At 57.4% G+C, this 13,674-nt stretch carries 15 protein-coding genes; 4 read left to right on the top strand and 11 right to left on the bottom strand.

The annotated features are described in order from the left end of the window. Positions 1-35 precede the first annotated feature (35 nt). On the bottom strand, positions 36-410 hold the full coding sequence (locus CLV88_RS03715) for a hypothetical protein (protein ID WP_106606984.1): 375 nt from the start codon (positions 408-410) through the stop codon (positions 36-38). A 149-nt stretch (positions 411-559) separates the two neighbouring features. Between CLV88_RS03715 and CLV88_RS03710 the strand changes: the two genes are divergently transcribed. Further along, positions 560-1,210, top strand: a complete 651-nt coding sequence (locus tag CLV88_RS03710) for a carbonic anhydrase (RefSeq protein WP_106606983.1) — start codon at positions 560-562, stop codon at positions 1,208-1,210. A gap of 75 nt (positions 1,211-1,285) precedes the next feature. Here CLV88_RS03710 and CLV88_RS22935 read toward each other — a convergent pair whose 3' ends face one another. Continuing rightward, positions 1,286-1,423 (bottom strand): hypothetical protein, encoded by a 138-nt coding sequence (locus CLV88_RS22935; RefSeq protein WP_165798794.1) that lies wholly within the window; start codon positions 1,421-1,423, stop codon positions 1,286-1,288. 505 nt (positions 1,424-1,928) lie between these two features. Here CLV88_RS22935 and CLV88_RS03705 point away from each other — a divergent pair. Beyond that, on the top strand, positions 1,929-2,303 hold the full coding sequence (locus CLV88_RS03705; RefSeq protein ID WP_243403555.1) for a relaxase family protein: 375 nt from the start codon (positions 1,929-1,931) through the stop codon (positions 2,301-2,303). A gap of 49 nt (positions 2,304-2,352) precedes the next feature. Here CLV88_RS03705 and CLV88_RS03700 read toward each other — a convergent pair whose 3' ends face one another. Together CLV88_RS03700 and CLV88_RS03695 are read right to left on the bottom strand one after the other, a co-directional pair. Beyond that, positions 2,353-3,375 (bottom strand): aspartate-semialdehyde dehydrogenase, encoded by a 1,023-nt coding sequence (locus CLV88_RS03700; protein WP_106606982.1) that lies wholly within the window; start codon positions 3,373-3,375, stop codon positions 2,353-2,355. Between the two features lie 152 nt (positions 3,376-3,527). Further along, the gene (locus CLV88_RS03695) at positions 3,528-4,700 is read right to left on the bottom strand and encodes an MFS transporter (protein ID WP_106606981.1); all 1,173 of its coding nucleotides are present in this window, start codon (positions 4,698-4,700) and stop codon (positions 3,528-3,530) included. A 192-nt stretch (positions 4,701-4,892) separates the two neighbouring features. Here CLV88_RS03695 and CLV88_RS03690 point away from each other — a divergent pair, with 192 nt between their 5' ends. Continuing rightward, positions 4,893-6,044: a DUF3095 domain-containing protein gene (locus CLV88_RS03690; protein ID WP_106606980.1), complete on the top strand. Its 1,152-nt coding sequence runs from the start codon at positions 4,893-4,895 to the stop codon at positions 6,042-6,044. Between the two features lie 17 nt (positions 6,045-6,061). Here the strand turns inward: CLV88_RS03690 and CLV88_RS03685 are convergent, their stop codons facing one another. After that, on the bottom strand, positions 6,062-7,474 hold the full coding sequence (locus CLV88_RS03685; RefSeq protein ID WP_106606979.1) for a pyridoxal phosphate-dependent decarboxylase family protein: 1,413 nt from the start codon (positions 7,472-7,474) through the stop codon (positions 6,062-6,064). A 98-nt stretch (positions 7,475-7,572) separates the two neighbouring features. Between CLV88_RS03685 and hpaR the strand changes: the two genes are divergently transcribed. Next, complete coding sequence (gene hpaR, locus CLV88_RS03680) at positions 7,573-8,013, top strand: homoprotocatechuate degradation operon regulator HpaR (protein ID WP_106606978.1); 441 nt, start codon at positions 7,573-7,575, stop codon at positions 8,011-8,013. Between the two features lie 3 nt (positions 8,014-8,016). Here hpaR and maiA read toward each other — a convergent pair whose 3' ends face one another. The 6 genes from maiA to fahA form a co-directional block, all read right to left on the bottom strand. Further along, on the bottom strand, positions 8,017-8,655 hold the full coding sequence (gene maiA, locus CLV88_RS03675; protein WP_106606977.1) for a maleylacetoacetate isomerase: 639 nt from the start codon (positions 8,653-8,655) through the stop codon (positions 8,017-8,019). A gap of 109 nt (positions 8,656-8,764) precedes the next feature. Beyond that, positions 8,765-9,310 (bottom strand): VOC family protein, encoded by a 546-nt coding sequence (locus CLV88_RS03670; RefSeq protein ID WP_106606976.1) that lies wholly within the window; start codon positions 9,308-9,310, stop codon positions 8,765-8,767. A gap of 5 nt (positions 9,311-9,315) precedes the next feature. Beyond that, positions 9,316-9,516: a DUF2783 domain-containing protein gene (locus CLV88_RS03665; protein ID WP_106606975.1), complete on the bottom strand. Its 201-nt coding sequence runs from the start codon at positions 9,514-9,516 to the stop codon at positions 9,316-9,318. 4 nt (positions 9,517-9,520) lie between these two features. Further along, positions 9,521-11,131, bottom strand: coding sequence for an FAD-dependent oxidoreductase (locus CLV88_RS03660; RefSeq protein WP_106606974.1), 1,611 nt, complete (start codon positions 11,129-11,131; stop codon positions 9,521-9,523). A gap of 201 nt (positions 11,132-11,332) precedes the next feature. Then, positions 11,333-12,283 carry an MBL fold metallo-hydrolase gene (locus tag CLV88_RS03655; protein WP_106606973.1) on the bottom strand — a complete coding sequence of 317 codons (951 nt, stop codon included), beginning with the start codon at positions 12,281-12,283 and terminating at the stop codon, positions 11,333-11,335. Between the two features lie 77 nt (positions 12,284-12,360). Next, positions 12,361-13,617 carry a fumarylacetoacetase gene (gene fahA / locus CLV88_RS03650; RefSeq protein ID WP_106606972.1) on the bottom strand — a complete coding sequence of 419 codons (1,257 nt, stop codon included), beginning with the start codon at positions 13,615-13,617 and terminating at the stop codon, positions 12,361-12,363. Between the last annotated feature and the right edge of the window lie 57 nt (positions 13,618-13,674).

The following is a 13,674-nucleotide window of genomic DNA, read 5'->3' as shown; positions in this document are numbered from 1 at the left end:
TAGCGTAGCCGCTGAGCCGTCACCTGCAAGCCCGATCAGATCGGCAATTGCTGAAGCTCCCAGATTTCGTGCAGAGAGCATTCTCCAATGCGGACCAGACGCGACAATGTTGCGGCGAGTGCGGCCACATCACCTGAGACACAACATGTCGAAACGTCCTGCGCAACCCGAGACAGAGTGGTCATGCCAATCGACGCGGAAATTTTGGAGATTATGCTGTTGCATGTCTGCAGATCGTCCAGATTGCCATCGGCAAAGAGATCCATCGCGCTGGGTAAACAGCGCGCCAGATCTTGAATATGTTTGGCTACGATTTCATCGGCGCTTTCCATCTGAATATAGATTCGCGCAAGTTCGTCCTGATCGACGGATACATCCTCGACCGGTTGCAGTACGGCGACTTGTGTCAATGTCTCACCCCATAGTTCCCAACTGTTCCCACACCCGTGTGCCAGACTGCGTGCAACTTCCTTCCAAAAAGTTGACGCGCCGGATCGTTTACGCTCGAATTTTTGTTAAACTATCGCTATCCCAAGCCGAAAGAATAAGGGGACAAGATATGGAACACGCGAAACCTCTGCCGTCTTATCTGGTGCAACGCTATCAGGGGTGGAAGGCCACGTCTTATGCCCAGAACGAAAGTTGGTATCGGCATTTGGGGTCCGAAGGGCAGCATCCCCGGGCGATGATTATCTCTTGTTGCGACAGCCGGGTGCATGTGACGTCGATCTTTGGCGCGGATCAGGGCGAATTTTTCATTCACCGCAATATCGCGAATTTGGTGCCACCCTACAAACCGGACGGGAATCAGCACGGTACGTCAGCGGCAGTTGAATACGCGGTGACGGCATTGAAGGTGGCGCATTTGGTGGTACTTGGGCATTCGCAATGTGGCGGGGTGCAAGGGTGCATCGACATGTGCAAGGGCAATGCGCCTGCGCTGGAGAGCAAGGATAGCTTTGTTGGCCGGTGGATGGATGTGCTGCGTCCCGGATTTGAAGCTGTGGCGGATGTGCCCGAAGGCGAAGAACAGGCGCGCGCTTTGGAAAAGAAATCAGTTTTGGTGTCTCTGGAAAACCTGATGAGCTTTCCTTTTGTGCGCGAACGCGTGGAGAGCGGCGATCTCAGCCTGCATGGGCTTTGGCACAATATCGCGGAAGGCGGGCTGGAGGCATATGACAAGACCAAGGACAGTTTTGTTCAAGTCTGAGCCCCCCTGAAACAGAGGCAGCCCGCCATGGGGCGGGCTGTATCCTGATGATGTCGTTCGTTTGGAGGCGTGTCTTCAGAGGAAGATATTTGAGTCATTCCGGTTGCTGGCCATCAGTGCACGAAGGCGGCGTTCCCGTGCTTTTTCTGCAAGCGATTTGAACTCGATGTTAGCATTTTCCATGGTGTTGTCCTTGTAGATACGCTTTGGCATGTGAGCCTCCAGATTTTCGTTATTGCCCTAGTCTTTCCGATGAATTCAATCTGCGCTTTGAATGCGGCGGAAGTGGCGCGAAATGTGGCGGAAAGGCGGTAAGTCAGGCCTTTTTGGGAAACACAGTGTTTCGGGCCCGGCAGTCGGGGACTGCAAGCCTGTGGCCTTTATTTCAATTGTCGCAGGACCACCCGAATGGCGCAGACGGATCGTCGGCGGCGTTCGGACAGGAACTGCCCCACTGCCCAGCGGAAATGGCTGGACCCTGCCTGATGCGGCGCATCCTGTGGATAAGTCGCAAAAGGCGTGGGAACGGTGATAGGGGCTGTTCATGTCTCGAATGTGGCGGCAGGCGGACAATTCGAGGGAGTGATTCGGCGGGAATTAAGGCGGTGTTAACCGTGTTCCGGGAAATTTGACGCATGGAGATGCATGATGTTCATCTGAAATTGCCTGACCCGATGCTGAGGCCGCACGGGATGCGGCGCGGCGCGAAGACATAACGGTGGGGCAGGTGGTGCGCCGTGCGCTGGATGCGGAGTTGGCGCGGCTGGGGCGACCGGCGAAGACGGCCAATCGGGCGGATGAGCAGCTCCTCGCCTCCTTGCGGAGGCTCCTCGCGGGAGATCTGGCGGCAGCAACGGGCTGGGAAGACCTCGGAGAGCGACTGGCAGGCAAAGGGTACGCTTTGCGCGAGGCGGGCGGTGGGCTGGCGCTTTTTGCTTTGAGTGACGAGCGCCGGATGTGCAAGGCATCGGAGCTGGGTTGTTCTTATGGGAGTTTGATGAAGCGGTTTGGCACACCGTTTCCGGGGCATCGGCACCAGTATCTGGTGCAGCGCCTGTTGGGGCGCGATGAGGGATGTGGGGTATTGGAATGAAAAAGGGCGCCGCAATTGGCGCCCTTTCTAGAAGTCAGTGATGTCCAGATCAGCCTTTTTTCAGCACTTCGCGACCTAGAGTTTCGGCGATCTGCACGGCGTTCAGAGCGGCACCTTTGCGCAGGTTGTCCGATACGCACCACAGGTTGAGGCCATTCTCGATAGTACTGTCCTGACGGATGCGCGAGATGAAAGTGGCAAAATCGCCGACACATTCCTTGGGCGTGACGTAGCCACCGGCCTCACGCTTGTCGATTACCATGATGCCCGGCGCTTCGCGCAGGATGTCGCGCGCTTCGTCTTCGTCGAGGAACTCTTCGAACTCGATATTGATCGCCTCTGAGTGGCCAACAAAAACGGGGACCCGCACGCAGGTGGCTGTAACCTTGATCGATGGGTCGACGATTTTCTTGGTTTCGACCACCATCTTCCACTCTTCCTTGGTCGTGCCGTCTTCCATGAAGACGTCGATCTGAGGAATGACGTTGAAGGCGATTTCCTTTTGGAACTTGTTGGGCGGCACGTCGGATGTGGGATTATAGATCGATTTGGTCTGATCCCACAATTCGTCCATGCCGTCTTTACCCGCGCCGGAAACCGACTGGTAAGTCGAGACAACAACACGTTTGATCTTGGCCCGGTCATGCAGGGGTTTCAGCGCCACAACCATCTGCGCGGTCGAGCAGTTGGGGTTGGCGATAATATTTTTCTTAGAGTAACCGTGGATCGCCTCTGCATTGCATTCGGGCACGATCAGCGGCACGTCCGGATCGTAGCGATAGAGAGAGGAGTTGTCGATCACGACACAGCCCGCCGCCGCCGCGATGGGTGCGTATTTCTTGGTGGCTTCAGAGCCGATGGCAAAAAGCGCGATATCCCAACCGGAGAAATCGAACTGGTCGATATCCTTGGTGGTCAGGGTGGTCTCGCCGAATGTCACCTCGGTTCCGAGCGAACGACGGCTGGCCAGCGCGGCAAGCTCATCCACTGGGAACTGGCGCTCGGCCAGGATGTTCAACATTTCGCGGCCCACATTGCCCGTGGCGCCTGCGATGACGACGCGATACCCCATTTCAGGTCTCCTTGGTTGGAGCGCCCCGGAAAAAGACCGGGACACTATAGGACGCGCCCTATTAGCCCCGATTCGGGCGGGACAAAAGGGGGGGAGTGTCGCAATTCTGTGAAGCGGTGTATTTTGGAACCCGATGGGTGCGCGTCCAGAGCTTAATCGGTCCTATCTTCGGAAAACAGATAGATTGCCAGCCCAGCCACAAGCAGCGCGCCAAACACGGCGAACAATGTTTGGTAAGCCAGGACCGGGTCAGAAGGTGCGATGGCGCCGTGCAGGCGGCCAGAGCCGAATTGCATGACGCCCACACCGCCAATCCCGAAGAGGTTCATCAGGGTCACGCCCCGCCCGGTGAGGTGGGGCGGAAAGAAGCTGCGTGAGTGGGCGATCACCACTGGAAAACTGGCGCCAAAGAAACCGACGGCCGACATCAGCGCGATGGATTGCCAGCCATTAGTGTCGACGCGCAGCGCAAGGGCGAGAAGTGCCAGCGCGCCAATGAGATTGCCCAGAAGGATGACCCATTTACGTGTGCCAAGTATGCGATCCGCAGGGCCATAGGCAAAAGTGCCAAATATCATGGCAACACCCATGACAAGGCTGGCGGTTCCAATACCAGAGGTGTCAAACGCAAAGACGTCTGACAGGTAGGGGCCGATCCATAGGCCACGGATGCCTGCCGCTGGCATATAGCAGACAAACATCAGCGGGATCAGGAACCACAGCGCGCGGATTTTGAGAAGGTCCAGTGCGGACCCTTTTTCAGTGTGGGCCACGCGTTCCGGATCCTGCACCTTGGCCCAGAGGCCAAAGGCGATCAGGCCGCTGATTGCCGAGAGTGCCCAGAGTGAGGCACGCCAGCCAATGGTTTCTGCTGCCCAAGCCATTGGGAAGGCGGCCACGAGATTGCCGACCGAGCCGATCCCCAGCATGAGAGCGGCCAGCGTTGCAAATTGTGCGGCAGGATAGCTGCGCGCAAAAATGTAGTAGCTGGCCATCAAAACCGGGGAACAGCCGACTCCGATCAGAGTCATCGCCGCCCAGACATGCACGGGCGTTGTGGCGACGGCAAAGAGCGCGGCACCGCCTGACCCGCCGATCAAGAGCAACAGCGCAGAGGTTCGACGCGGCCCAAAGCGGTCAAGCGCCGCACCAACGGGGATTTGCATAGCTGCAAAGACCAGGAACCAGAGACCGGAGGCAAAAGCGAGGTCTTCGGGTGTGGTGCCGATATCGGTGTTGAGCACTTTGGTCAGTACCGCGAGGAAGGCGCGGAAAAACTGGCTGAGGACATAGGCCAGACAGAGCAGGATCAGATCGACACGCATGGAGGCTCCTCGGGGTGGTTGCGGGAGACTTGATCCGAAAGGGACGGGATTGGCAAGCGGTTGACCCGACGAAGGCGCGGCACTTTGGTCGCAGTAGGTGCCTCGCGCCAGCGTCACGTTGATGTGCGTTGTAGTGATCCGGGAATGCTCTAAATCCGTAACAACACCATAAGCTTGCAAGAGGCACGTGCAATGTACCTTACTCAGTCGACCCAAGCGTTCTACGAAAACCTTCCCGTGTCGGCAGACTTTGATGTGATGGCCGATCCGGCGCGCTATATTCCGCTGCCGGATGATTGGTACGTGGGGGTGGCCGATATCGTGGGATCGACCCACGAGATCGCCCGGGGCCGCTACAAAGCGGTAAATATGGTGGGAGCGGCAGTGATCTCGGCCCAGTTGAACGCCGCGAAACAGGCGCGTTTGCCCTATGTTTTTGGCGGAGATGGTGCCGGGTTCGCGGTTTGGCCTGCGCAAAAAGGGGCTGCGGAAAAAGCATTGGACGCGGTGCGGCGCTGGGCCCGCAGCGAATTTGCAATTGAGCTTCGTGTGGCAATGGTTCCGGTGAGAGACATTCGAGCGGCGGGCCGTGATGTGCGCGTGGCGCGTTATGCCCCCACTGAAAGCGTGGATTTCGCCATGTTTTCGGGCGGTGGACTGGCATGGGCCGAGACGCTGATGAAAACGGGCAGGTTGGGTTTGCGTGAGGATGTGCATGGCGAGGAGGCGCCGGATCTGTCGGGGCTGTCGTGTCGTTGGTCGAACATGCAGGCGCGCAACGGCGCCATTCTGTCTGTTGTGCTGAAGCCATCGAACGGTGTGTCAGAAAATGATTTTGCGATCGTTGCCAGAGACGTGATTGGCGCAGCAGAGAAGACCGAGAGAGAGGGGCACCCGGTGCCGCGAAATGGTCCAGAGATTCGCTATCCGCCAGTAGGATTGGCGCTGGAGGCGCAGGCTCAGCATGGGGCGCGGCCTGTTTGGCTGCAAAAGCTGGTGCTTTTGGCGCAGAATTTGATGATCTGGGGATTGTTCCGGTCGAATACGCGGGTGGGTCGGTTTAAGCCGTCGCAGTATCGCAGCTCGATTGCGCCACATGCGGATTTTCGTAAGTTTGATGATGGGCTGAAGATGACGCTGGATTGTGATACTGCCACGCAGGGGCGCATTGAGGCTGTGTTGCGTGATGCGGCGGATAAGGGGATCATCCGGTATGGGCTGCATGCGCAGGATGAGGCGATGATGACGTGCTTTGTACCGTCGGCGGTTGATGAGGCACATATGCATTTTGTGGATGGCGCGGCGGGTGGTTATGCCCGCGCCGCGGCCAAGTTGCAGGGGTAGATTGGCGCGAGGATCTGTTAGCGTAGATCGCCGGTCAGTTGCTTGAGTACGTCCAGCGTCAGGAGAACGTCCTCGCGGGTGGCGCTGACCTGTCCCGCGGTGAAACGGATCACCAGGTCGCCGTTGACGCGGGTTTGCGTGAGGTAGATGCGCCCGTCATCGTTAATCCGGTCGACGAGCGATTGATTGAGCTTGTCGAGGTCGCCATGGCCAGCCGGGGCATAGCGGAAGGTGAACAGCGACAGTACGGGTTCGGTGATAATCTCGAAATCAGGCGTGGTGCGGATGCGTTCGCACAGCTCATGTGACCATGTGACGTGGTTTCGGATCATCCGTTGCAGGCCCTCAAGGCCGTAGATCCGCAGGACAAACCAGATTTTGAGGGCGCGAAACCGGCGACCAAGGGGCACGGACCATTCGGAATAGTTTATGATGCCGTCTTGTCCGTGGGTCTTGAGGAATTCTGGTTTGATGGCAAGCGTTCGCACCAGATCGTCGGGGTTTTTGACAAAATGCGCAGAGCAGTCGAACTGAACCCCGAGCCATTTATGCGGGTTAAAGACAATCGAGTCGGCGCGGTCGATGCCGGTCCACAGGTCGCGGTATTCCGGGCAGATCATGGCAGCACCTGCCCAAGCAGCATCGACATGTACGTAAAGGTCGTGTTTTGCGGCCACGTCGCAGACAGCGTTGATGTCATCGCATGCACCTGTACCGGTGCCGCCAGTGCAAGCGATGATGCCGGCAGGTTTAAGGCCCGCGGCGATATCGGCGGCAATGGCTGCGTCAAGAGAGGCTGGGTCCATGGCGCGGGTGGCACCTTGTGTGGGAATGCGCACGAGGTTGTCTTGACCGATACCGGCGACCCAGATGGCGCGATCTACTGAGGTGTGTACTTCGTTCGAGCAGTAAATCCGCAGTGTTGCCAGTTGAGACAGGCCCTGTTGATTGCCCTGCCAGTCCAGCGCCTTTTCGCGCATGGTCAGTGTGGCCGCGAGGGTGGCAGACGAAGCGCTGTCCTGAATGACGCCTGAAAATGTGTCGTTCAGCCCTATCGATTGGCGTAACCAGTCGATCATGCGGGTTTCCATTTCTGTGGCAGCTGGAGAGGTCTGCCAGAGCATGCATTGTGGCGCGATTACCGTCGCAAGAAACTCCGCCAACATTGAAGGTGGCGTGGCGTTGGACGGGAAATAGGCAAAGAAGCGCGGATGTTGCCAGTGGGTTATGCCAGGCATGACCGTGGTTTCAAAATCGGCAAAAACTGCTTCCATGTCGGTGCCAACAGTTGGTGGGGCGACGGGAAGCGCATTGATAATTTCGCCCGGTGCGGTTTGCGCGCGAACGGGGCGTGCGCGAATGGTCTCGTGATATGTGCGACCCCAGTCAGCGATCCGCGCGCCCCAGCGGGCAAAGTCTTGCCAATCCATGTTCAAATCTCCATGTTCATTAACAGGTTAAGTTAATCAAGGCTGATTTACAAGATAATGAATTTGCCTTTTTGTGGTGTCTTGTGCATGAAGACCACATGACACGCGACACGACTATTCCGGCCACTTCTCAATCTTTGCCTATTGCCTTGCTACGCGCGAGAGAAAAGGTGATGGGACCGATACGGTCAATGCTGGCCAATGCGGGTGTCACCGAACAACAATGGCGTGTGTTGCGTGTGTTGATGGAAGAGGGTCCATTGGACCCGACCACAATCGCGGAACGAGCAGTGTTATTATTGCCCAGCCTGACGCGCATATTGCAGAAGCTGGAAGAAAAGGGGCTGGTCACGCGGTCAAAAGACGACGCAGATCGTCGCCGTCAGGTGATCACTGTGACACAGGCTGGACATGCGCTGATTGCTGAAAACATTTCAGAAAGCCAGCGCCATGCGCAGCAGCTGCGCGATGAGCTGGGTGAAGACCGGTTCAACACTCTTTTACGGTTGTTGGGCGAATTGCACGAGCTCGAAATATAATCATCACTGTGGTTTGACCTGATCCGGGTGCGCGGCGGCGAACGCAGGGTGGTCTGCGCAGGCAGCCTCGATCGCCTGAATTTTTACACATTCTGAAAAATCAGCATTCCACCTACGTGCATTGTAGAGCTGTGGCATGAGACAGATGTCGGCAAGGCCCGGTTCATCGCCGGCACAAAATGGGGCTTGGCCGAAGTCGTTTAGCATCATTTCAAATGCGGCAAGACCCGGTGTAATGAAATGTATCATCCAATCCGGGCGCGCCGTTTCTGAGCCGGGCATGAGCGAAGCGACGTGCGCGACCACCTTGAGATTACATACCGGGTGAACGTCGACTGCAACCGAATGGGCCAGAGCGCGTACCTTTGCAGCTTGGGCCGGATCGGTGGGAAGGAGCCCGAGAGAACGCGTTTCATTGAGGTAATCGAGTATGGCAAGAGATTGCGTAAAGCGGTGTCCGTCGATATCTAATACGGGAACAAAACCTTGCGGATTGCGAGACAGGTGCTCATTGGAACACTGATCACCCGTCACCAGATCGACGGAAACAGACTGATAATCGATCCCTGCTAGGTTGAGCGCGATGCGCACGCGGTAGCTGGCTGATGAACGCCAGTAGTCAAACAAAGTGGTTTTGGTCATTTGGCATGCCTTGTTGTAGCCCGGCCCAATAGGGCCAGGTCTGCCAAGGGTAGCGCATTTTAGTTGCTGTGTTAAGAACGCAGTGAGAGGTGCGCTCTTGCCATTTTGGTCAGGCGTCCTTTTGTAATTCCTTGGCATGCAGCCAAGCGGCGTGTTGAGGTGCCTTTTTGGTCACGGACCATTCATTGAGCATGTCCCATTTGACCGCGTCCATGCGCTTGAGCAGCGCCTCTTCCTTGGGATCTGGGCAGGCCAACTCGATGCGGTGACCATTGGGGTCAAAGAAATAGATGGAGTGGAAAATGGAGTGATCAGTAACACCGAGCACTTCGACGCCGTTGGTCTCCAAATGTTCTTTGAATGCGATCAATTGTTCGCGGTCTTTGACTTTGAACGCGATGTGCTGAACCCAGATTGGTGTATTGGGGTCGCGTCCCATTTCCGGTTTGGTTGGCAATTCAAAGAAGGCCAGAACATTGCCATTCCCGGCATCTAAGAAGAGATGCATGTAGGGATCGGGTTCGTGAGTAGATGGAACGTGATCTTCGGCGATGGCGAGGATGAAATCCATGTTGAGCATCTTGCCATACCACTCGACGGTCTCTTTAGCGTCCTTGCAGCGGTAGGCGACGTGGTGAATTTGTTCGATTTTCATTATGGTTACTCCGGTTTCATGGCAGCAGCCGCGAGGGCCTGCGACAGCACGGCGCGCGTACCGATGTGGTTTGCGAGTACCAGCACGAGACGGGCGTTGAACGCGTCACTTTCTGCTTTGTTCAGGCCTTCATGGGCGGTGAGCAGGTCAGCATAAAAATCATCGGCGTCGGTGATATTCGGGGTGAGGGTTAGCGTATCGTTCATAGTGTTACTCCTTGCCCGTTGCGCGGCGCAGGGCTGCGCGGAAGTGGTGTTCGTCAAAAGCAGGACGGCGGGCGGCGACGTGCTGATCCGGGCGGATCAGATAGACGGCGCCGTCGGCCTCACCTAGGTAGCGTCGTTTGAGGTCGAGGGTGGGATCGTCCTTGACCGAAAGGGCAAGGCGGGTGACTTCAATTCCGTCTTCGTTGAAGCTGTCGGGGGCGTCCGCATCGATTGTAAGAAGGACAAACCTGTCACCCAGTTGATCGAGCAGATAGCCATCACCCAGTGTCGCATCCGGGCAGGATGAGCCGGGACGTGTGCGTTCGGGACCATCGAGCGCGTCTGCCGAGTTGAGCGAGGAACCGTCGTAAGTGCACGGCACAGAAAGGCGGCCAGAATTCACCAATGGACGCGCAAACTCGTAATGCTCCGACAGGTCAAGTACAGCGTCGCGCAGGGTGCGCGACATTTCCGATTTGGGCGTAATGAAATCTGTAGACCGAGACGAATTCAGAATGTTTTCATCCGCGCCATAGATGCGCTCTTGGTTATAGCTGTCAAGCAGGGTTTCGGGGGCGGTGCCGTCAAGAACCAGTTTGAGTTTCCATGCGAGGTTATCGGTGTCCTGCAGCCCGGAGTTGGCGCCACGTGCACCAAAGGGAGAGACCTGATGAGCAGCGTCGCCTGCGAACAGGACGCGACCATGACGGAAATCTTCCATGCGGCGGCATTGGAACGTGTAGATCGACACCCATTCGAGCTCAAATTCGACCTCGTTGCCGAGCATCTCTCTGAGGCGGGGAATGACATTTTCAGGGCGTTTTTCGCGTTCCTTGTCGATGTCCCAACCCAGTTGCAAATCAATGCGCCAGACATTGTCGGGCTGTTTGTGCAAGAGAGCGGATTGCCCTTTGTTGAAGGGCGGGTCGAACCAGAACCAACGTTCTGTGGGGAAGTCGGCTTCCATGATCACATCAGCGATAAGGAAATTGTCTTCGAACACTCGTCCCACGAAGTCGAGCCCTAACATGCGACGAGTTGGAGAGTTTGCGCCGTCACAAGCGATGAGCCAGTCCGCTTCCAGCGTGTAGGCGCCTTCGGGAGTGTCGACCTCTAGCGCAACGTGATCGGGGTGGGTACCGATAGCCTCGACTTTGTTGCGGCCCCGGATTTCAATGGGGGCACCTTCGGCCTGAAGCTCGAACACGCGACGGACGAGGTATTCTTCGAAGTAATATTGCTGAAGATTGATAAAGGCGGGGCGTTTGTGGCCATCTTCGGGAAGTAGATTGAAGTCATACACCTGGCGGTCGTCAAAGAAAACTTTGCCGACGTTCCATTGCACGCCTTTGTCGACAAACGGATCGCCGCAGCCTAGCCGGTCGAGGATTTCGAGGGGGCGTTTAGCAAAACAGATGGCGCGGCTGCCGAAGCTGACCTTGTCGTTTTCATCAAGAATGACGGCCTCGATGCCCTGTTGGGCGAGGTCGATGGCTGCGGCGAGGCCAACGGGGCCAGCGCCGATGATCACCACCTTGCGGCGGACTGGTGTAGCGGCGTCCTGATCAGGGCTGCGCGTGTAGGGATAGAGGGGGGTTTCAAAGATTTTGTTCATGGTCTTCCTCCCGTAGGTGCCCAGATGCGGGCAAAGCATATCCAAGCCCCGGCGCGGACGCTGGGGCGGTCGTATCAGTGTCTCATGGCTCCCGTCTTCGCGACACGATCTGGATCAAGTTGCGACTTTTCGGGGCGTGCTCCTTTGCCGGATTGGGCGTCTTCGCAGGGAAAGCCCGGAATGGAAGGAGGAACAGTTGAGTCAGCCTTGCAATTGCGCCCACATTTCCAGATCGCGCTTGTCAGTCCAAATCCTTGGGTGGGCGATGCCGCGTGCCTCGTCATAGGCGCGCGCGACGTTGAAGGGCAGACAGTGTTCGTAGATCGCGTAGTCAGCGAACTTGGGGTCGCATTCGGCGCGTACTGCGTCCCATGTTTCTTTGAGCGTCCCATTGCGGGCAGCGACGCGGGCGGCAGGGCGGTAGGTACTCTCGACAAAGTCCCGAGTGTTTTCGATGGCGGCGTTTACCATCTCTTTGCCCACGAGCGCATCGCCGCGCCCCGGCGCGATGGCGTCGACATCGTATGCCTTAATCGCGTCGAGTGTGTTGCCCCAATCGGCGAAGTGCCCATCGCCGCAATAGCAGGCCGAGTGGTATTCAACGATGTCGCCGGTGAACATGACGTTCTGATCGGGCACGTGAATGACGGCGTCACCAGCGGTGTGGGCGCGTCCAATCTGTTTGATGTCGACGCGGCGGTTGCCAAGAAAGACAGTCATTTGATCGCTGAATGTTGTGGTTGGCATGGTGAGGCCTGGGATGCTTTCATGTCCTTCGAACAGGCGCGGGAAGCGCTGGAATTCGCTGTCCCAGTCTTCCTGACCGCGTTCGAGCACCATGTTATAGGCGGCGCTGGACATAATCACCTGCTGTGCGTTGAAGGCGGAAGCCCCCAGCACACGCACGGCGTGGTAGTGGGTCAGCACCACATGGGTGATCGGTTTGTCGGTCACAGAGCGCACGCAGTCGATGACTTTTTGAGCGAGGCGGGGGGTGGCCTGTGCCTCGACGATCATGACGCTGTCGTCACCGATGATGACACCCGAGTTTGGATCACCTTCGGCGGTGAAGGCATAGAGACCATTGCCGATTTCATCAAAGGTGATTTTCTTTTCGATCATGTCCCCTTGGGATGCGAATGCTTTGGCCATTTTGTATTTCCTTTTGGTGGTCCACTGGTGGCGCGTTCGAGGTGCCTCTGCCGGGTGAATTTGGGAACAATAAAAAGTTAACGGGCGTATGGGTCAGTTAGGGCGGGCAGAACCGTGCCCGTGCAGTCGCCAAAGCCGATGGTATAGCCGTCACCGTGTGCGGCCCCGGTGAGGGTGAGCGTGTCGCCGTCTTCGATAAAGGTGCGTTCCTCGCCGGTGTCCAGCGTGAAGGGCTCTTTGCCGCCCCAGCTGAGTTCGAGCAACGAGCCGCGTTCGGGTTTAGAGGGGCCGGAAATGGTGCCAGAGCCCAGTAGGTCGCCGACATTCATTGGGCAGCCAGAGGTGGAATGGTGGGCGAGCTGCTGGGCGGCAGAATAGTACATTTGGTCGTAGTTGGTGCGCGCAATGGTTGTTGCGTCTTTGCCATCGGGAGCCATGGTGACGGCCAGATTTATGTCGTAGAGCATCGGGCCGACATCTTTGAGGTGGTCAAGTAAATCGAATTCACGAGCTGGTGTTTCTGTGCGGAAGGGTTCCAGCGCGGCCTTTGTCACGATCCAAGGGGAAATCGATGTTGCGGTTGCCTTGGCCTGAAATGGGCCGAGGGGCTGATACTCCCACGCTTGAATATCGCGCGCCGACCAGTCGTTCAGAAGCACGTAGCCAAAGATGTTGTCGTCAGCTTCTTGCACCGAGATCGGACCATCAGAGGCAGTGCCAACGATCGCGCCCATTTCCAGTTCGATGTCAAAGCGGCGACAGGGCAGGAAGGCCGGTACGTCGTGATCTGGGGACTTGAGTTGACCCCATGGGCGGCGGATGTCGGTGCCAGAGAGCACAACAGAAGAGGCGCGACCGTTATAGCCAATGGGGATGTGCAGCCAGTTAGGGGGCAGCGCATTTTCCGCGCCACGGAACATGGTGCCGACATTGGTGGCGTGATGGCGACCGGCATAGAAGTCGGTATATTCGCTGACCACGAGCGGCATGTGCAGTGTGGCGTCGGCCATGGGGACGAGGTGCGGCTCGGTGGCGGGTTTTTCGTCGCTGTCGTCGGACAGCAAGGAAGTGAGGCGCGCACGCAGAGCCTCCCAAGCATCGGGGCCGAGGTCCATGACGTCGTTCCAATAGGGAACATCAAAGACAGGGTCTTCGGCGAGAGTGATGAGACCGGCCTCCTCCGCGGCGGCTATGTCGAGGATCATGTCGCCAATGGCCACGCCGCAGCGTTCCTCGGTGCCGACCGTTGAGAAGACGCCGTAAGGCAGGTTATTGAGGGGGAAGGGATGGCTCGCATCGTTGGCCGACGTGACCCAGGATTTCAGTAGAGGCATGGTGTCTCCGAAGTGTTGGTTCTGCGGTGGCCGGGGGTATGAGCGCCCCGGTGACAA

Source organism: Shimia abyssi (assembly GCF_003014475.1).
Taxonomy (GTDB): Bacteria; Pseudomonadota; Alphaproteobacteria; order Rhodobacterales; family Rhodobacteraceae; genus Shimia; species Shimia abyssi.
This window is presented reverse-complemented; position numbering and strand designations above follow the sequence as displayed.

Coding starts and splice junctions, on each gene's coding strand:
- CLV88_RS03710 (WP_106606983.1), top strand. CDS start 560: ATGGAACACGCGAAACCTCTGCCGTCTTATCTGGTGCAACGCTATCAG.
- CLV88_RS22935 (WP_165798794.1), bottom strand. CDS start 1,423: ATGCCAAAGCGTATCTACAAGGACAACACCATGGAAAATGCTAACATC.
- CLV88_RS03700 (WP_106606982.1), bottom strand. CDS start 3,375: ATGGGGTATCGCGTCGTCATCGCAGGCGCCACGGGCAATGTGGGCCGC.
- CLV88_RS03695 (WP_106606981.1), bottom strand. CDS start 4,700: ATGCGTGTCGATCTGATCCTGCTCTGTCTGGCCTATGTCCTCAGCCAG.
- CLV88_RS03690 (WP_106606980.1), top strand. CDS start 4,893: ATGTACCTTACTCAGTCGACCCAAGCGTTCTACGAAAACCTTCCCGTG.
- CLV88_RS03685 (WP_106606979.1), bottom strand. CDS start 7,474: ATGGATTGGCAAGACTTTGCCCGCTGGGGCGCGCGGATCGCTGACTGG.
- hpaR (WP_106606978.1), top strand. CDS start 7,573: ATGACACGCGACACGACTATTCCGGCCACTTCTCAATCTTTGCCTATT.
- maiA (WP_106606977.1), bottom strand. CDS start 8,655: ATGACCAAAACCACTTTGTTTGACTACTGGCGTTCATCAGCCAGCTAC.
- CLV88_RS03670 (WP_106606976.1), bottom strand. CDS start 9,310: ATGAAAATCGAACAAATTCACCACGTCGCCTACCGCTGCAAGGACGCT.
- CLV88_RS03665 (WP_106606975.1), bottom strand. CDS start 9,516: ATGAACGATACGCTAACCCTCACCCCGAATATCACCGACGCCGATGAT.
- CLV88_RS03660 (WP_106606974.1), bottom strand. CDS start 11,131: ATGAACAAAATCTTTGAAACCCCCCTCTATCCCTACACGCGCAGCCCT.
- CLV88_RS03655 (WP_106606973.1), bottom strand. CDS start 12,283: ATGGCCAAAGCATTCGCATCCCAAGGGGACATGATCGAAAAGAAAATC.
- fahA (WP_106606972.1), bottom strand. CDS start 13,617: ATGCCTCTACTGAAATCCTGGGTCACGTCGGCCAACGATGCGAGCCAT.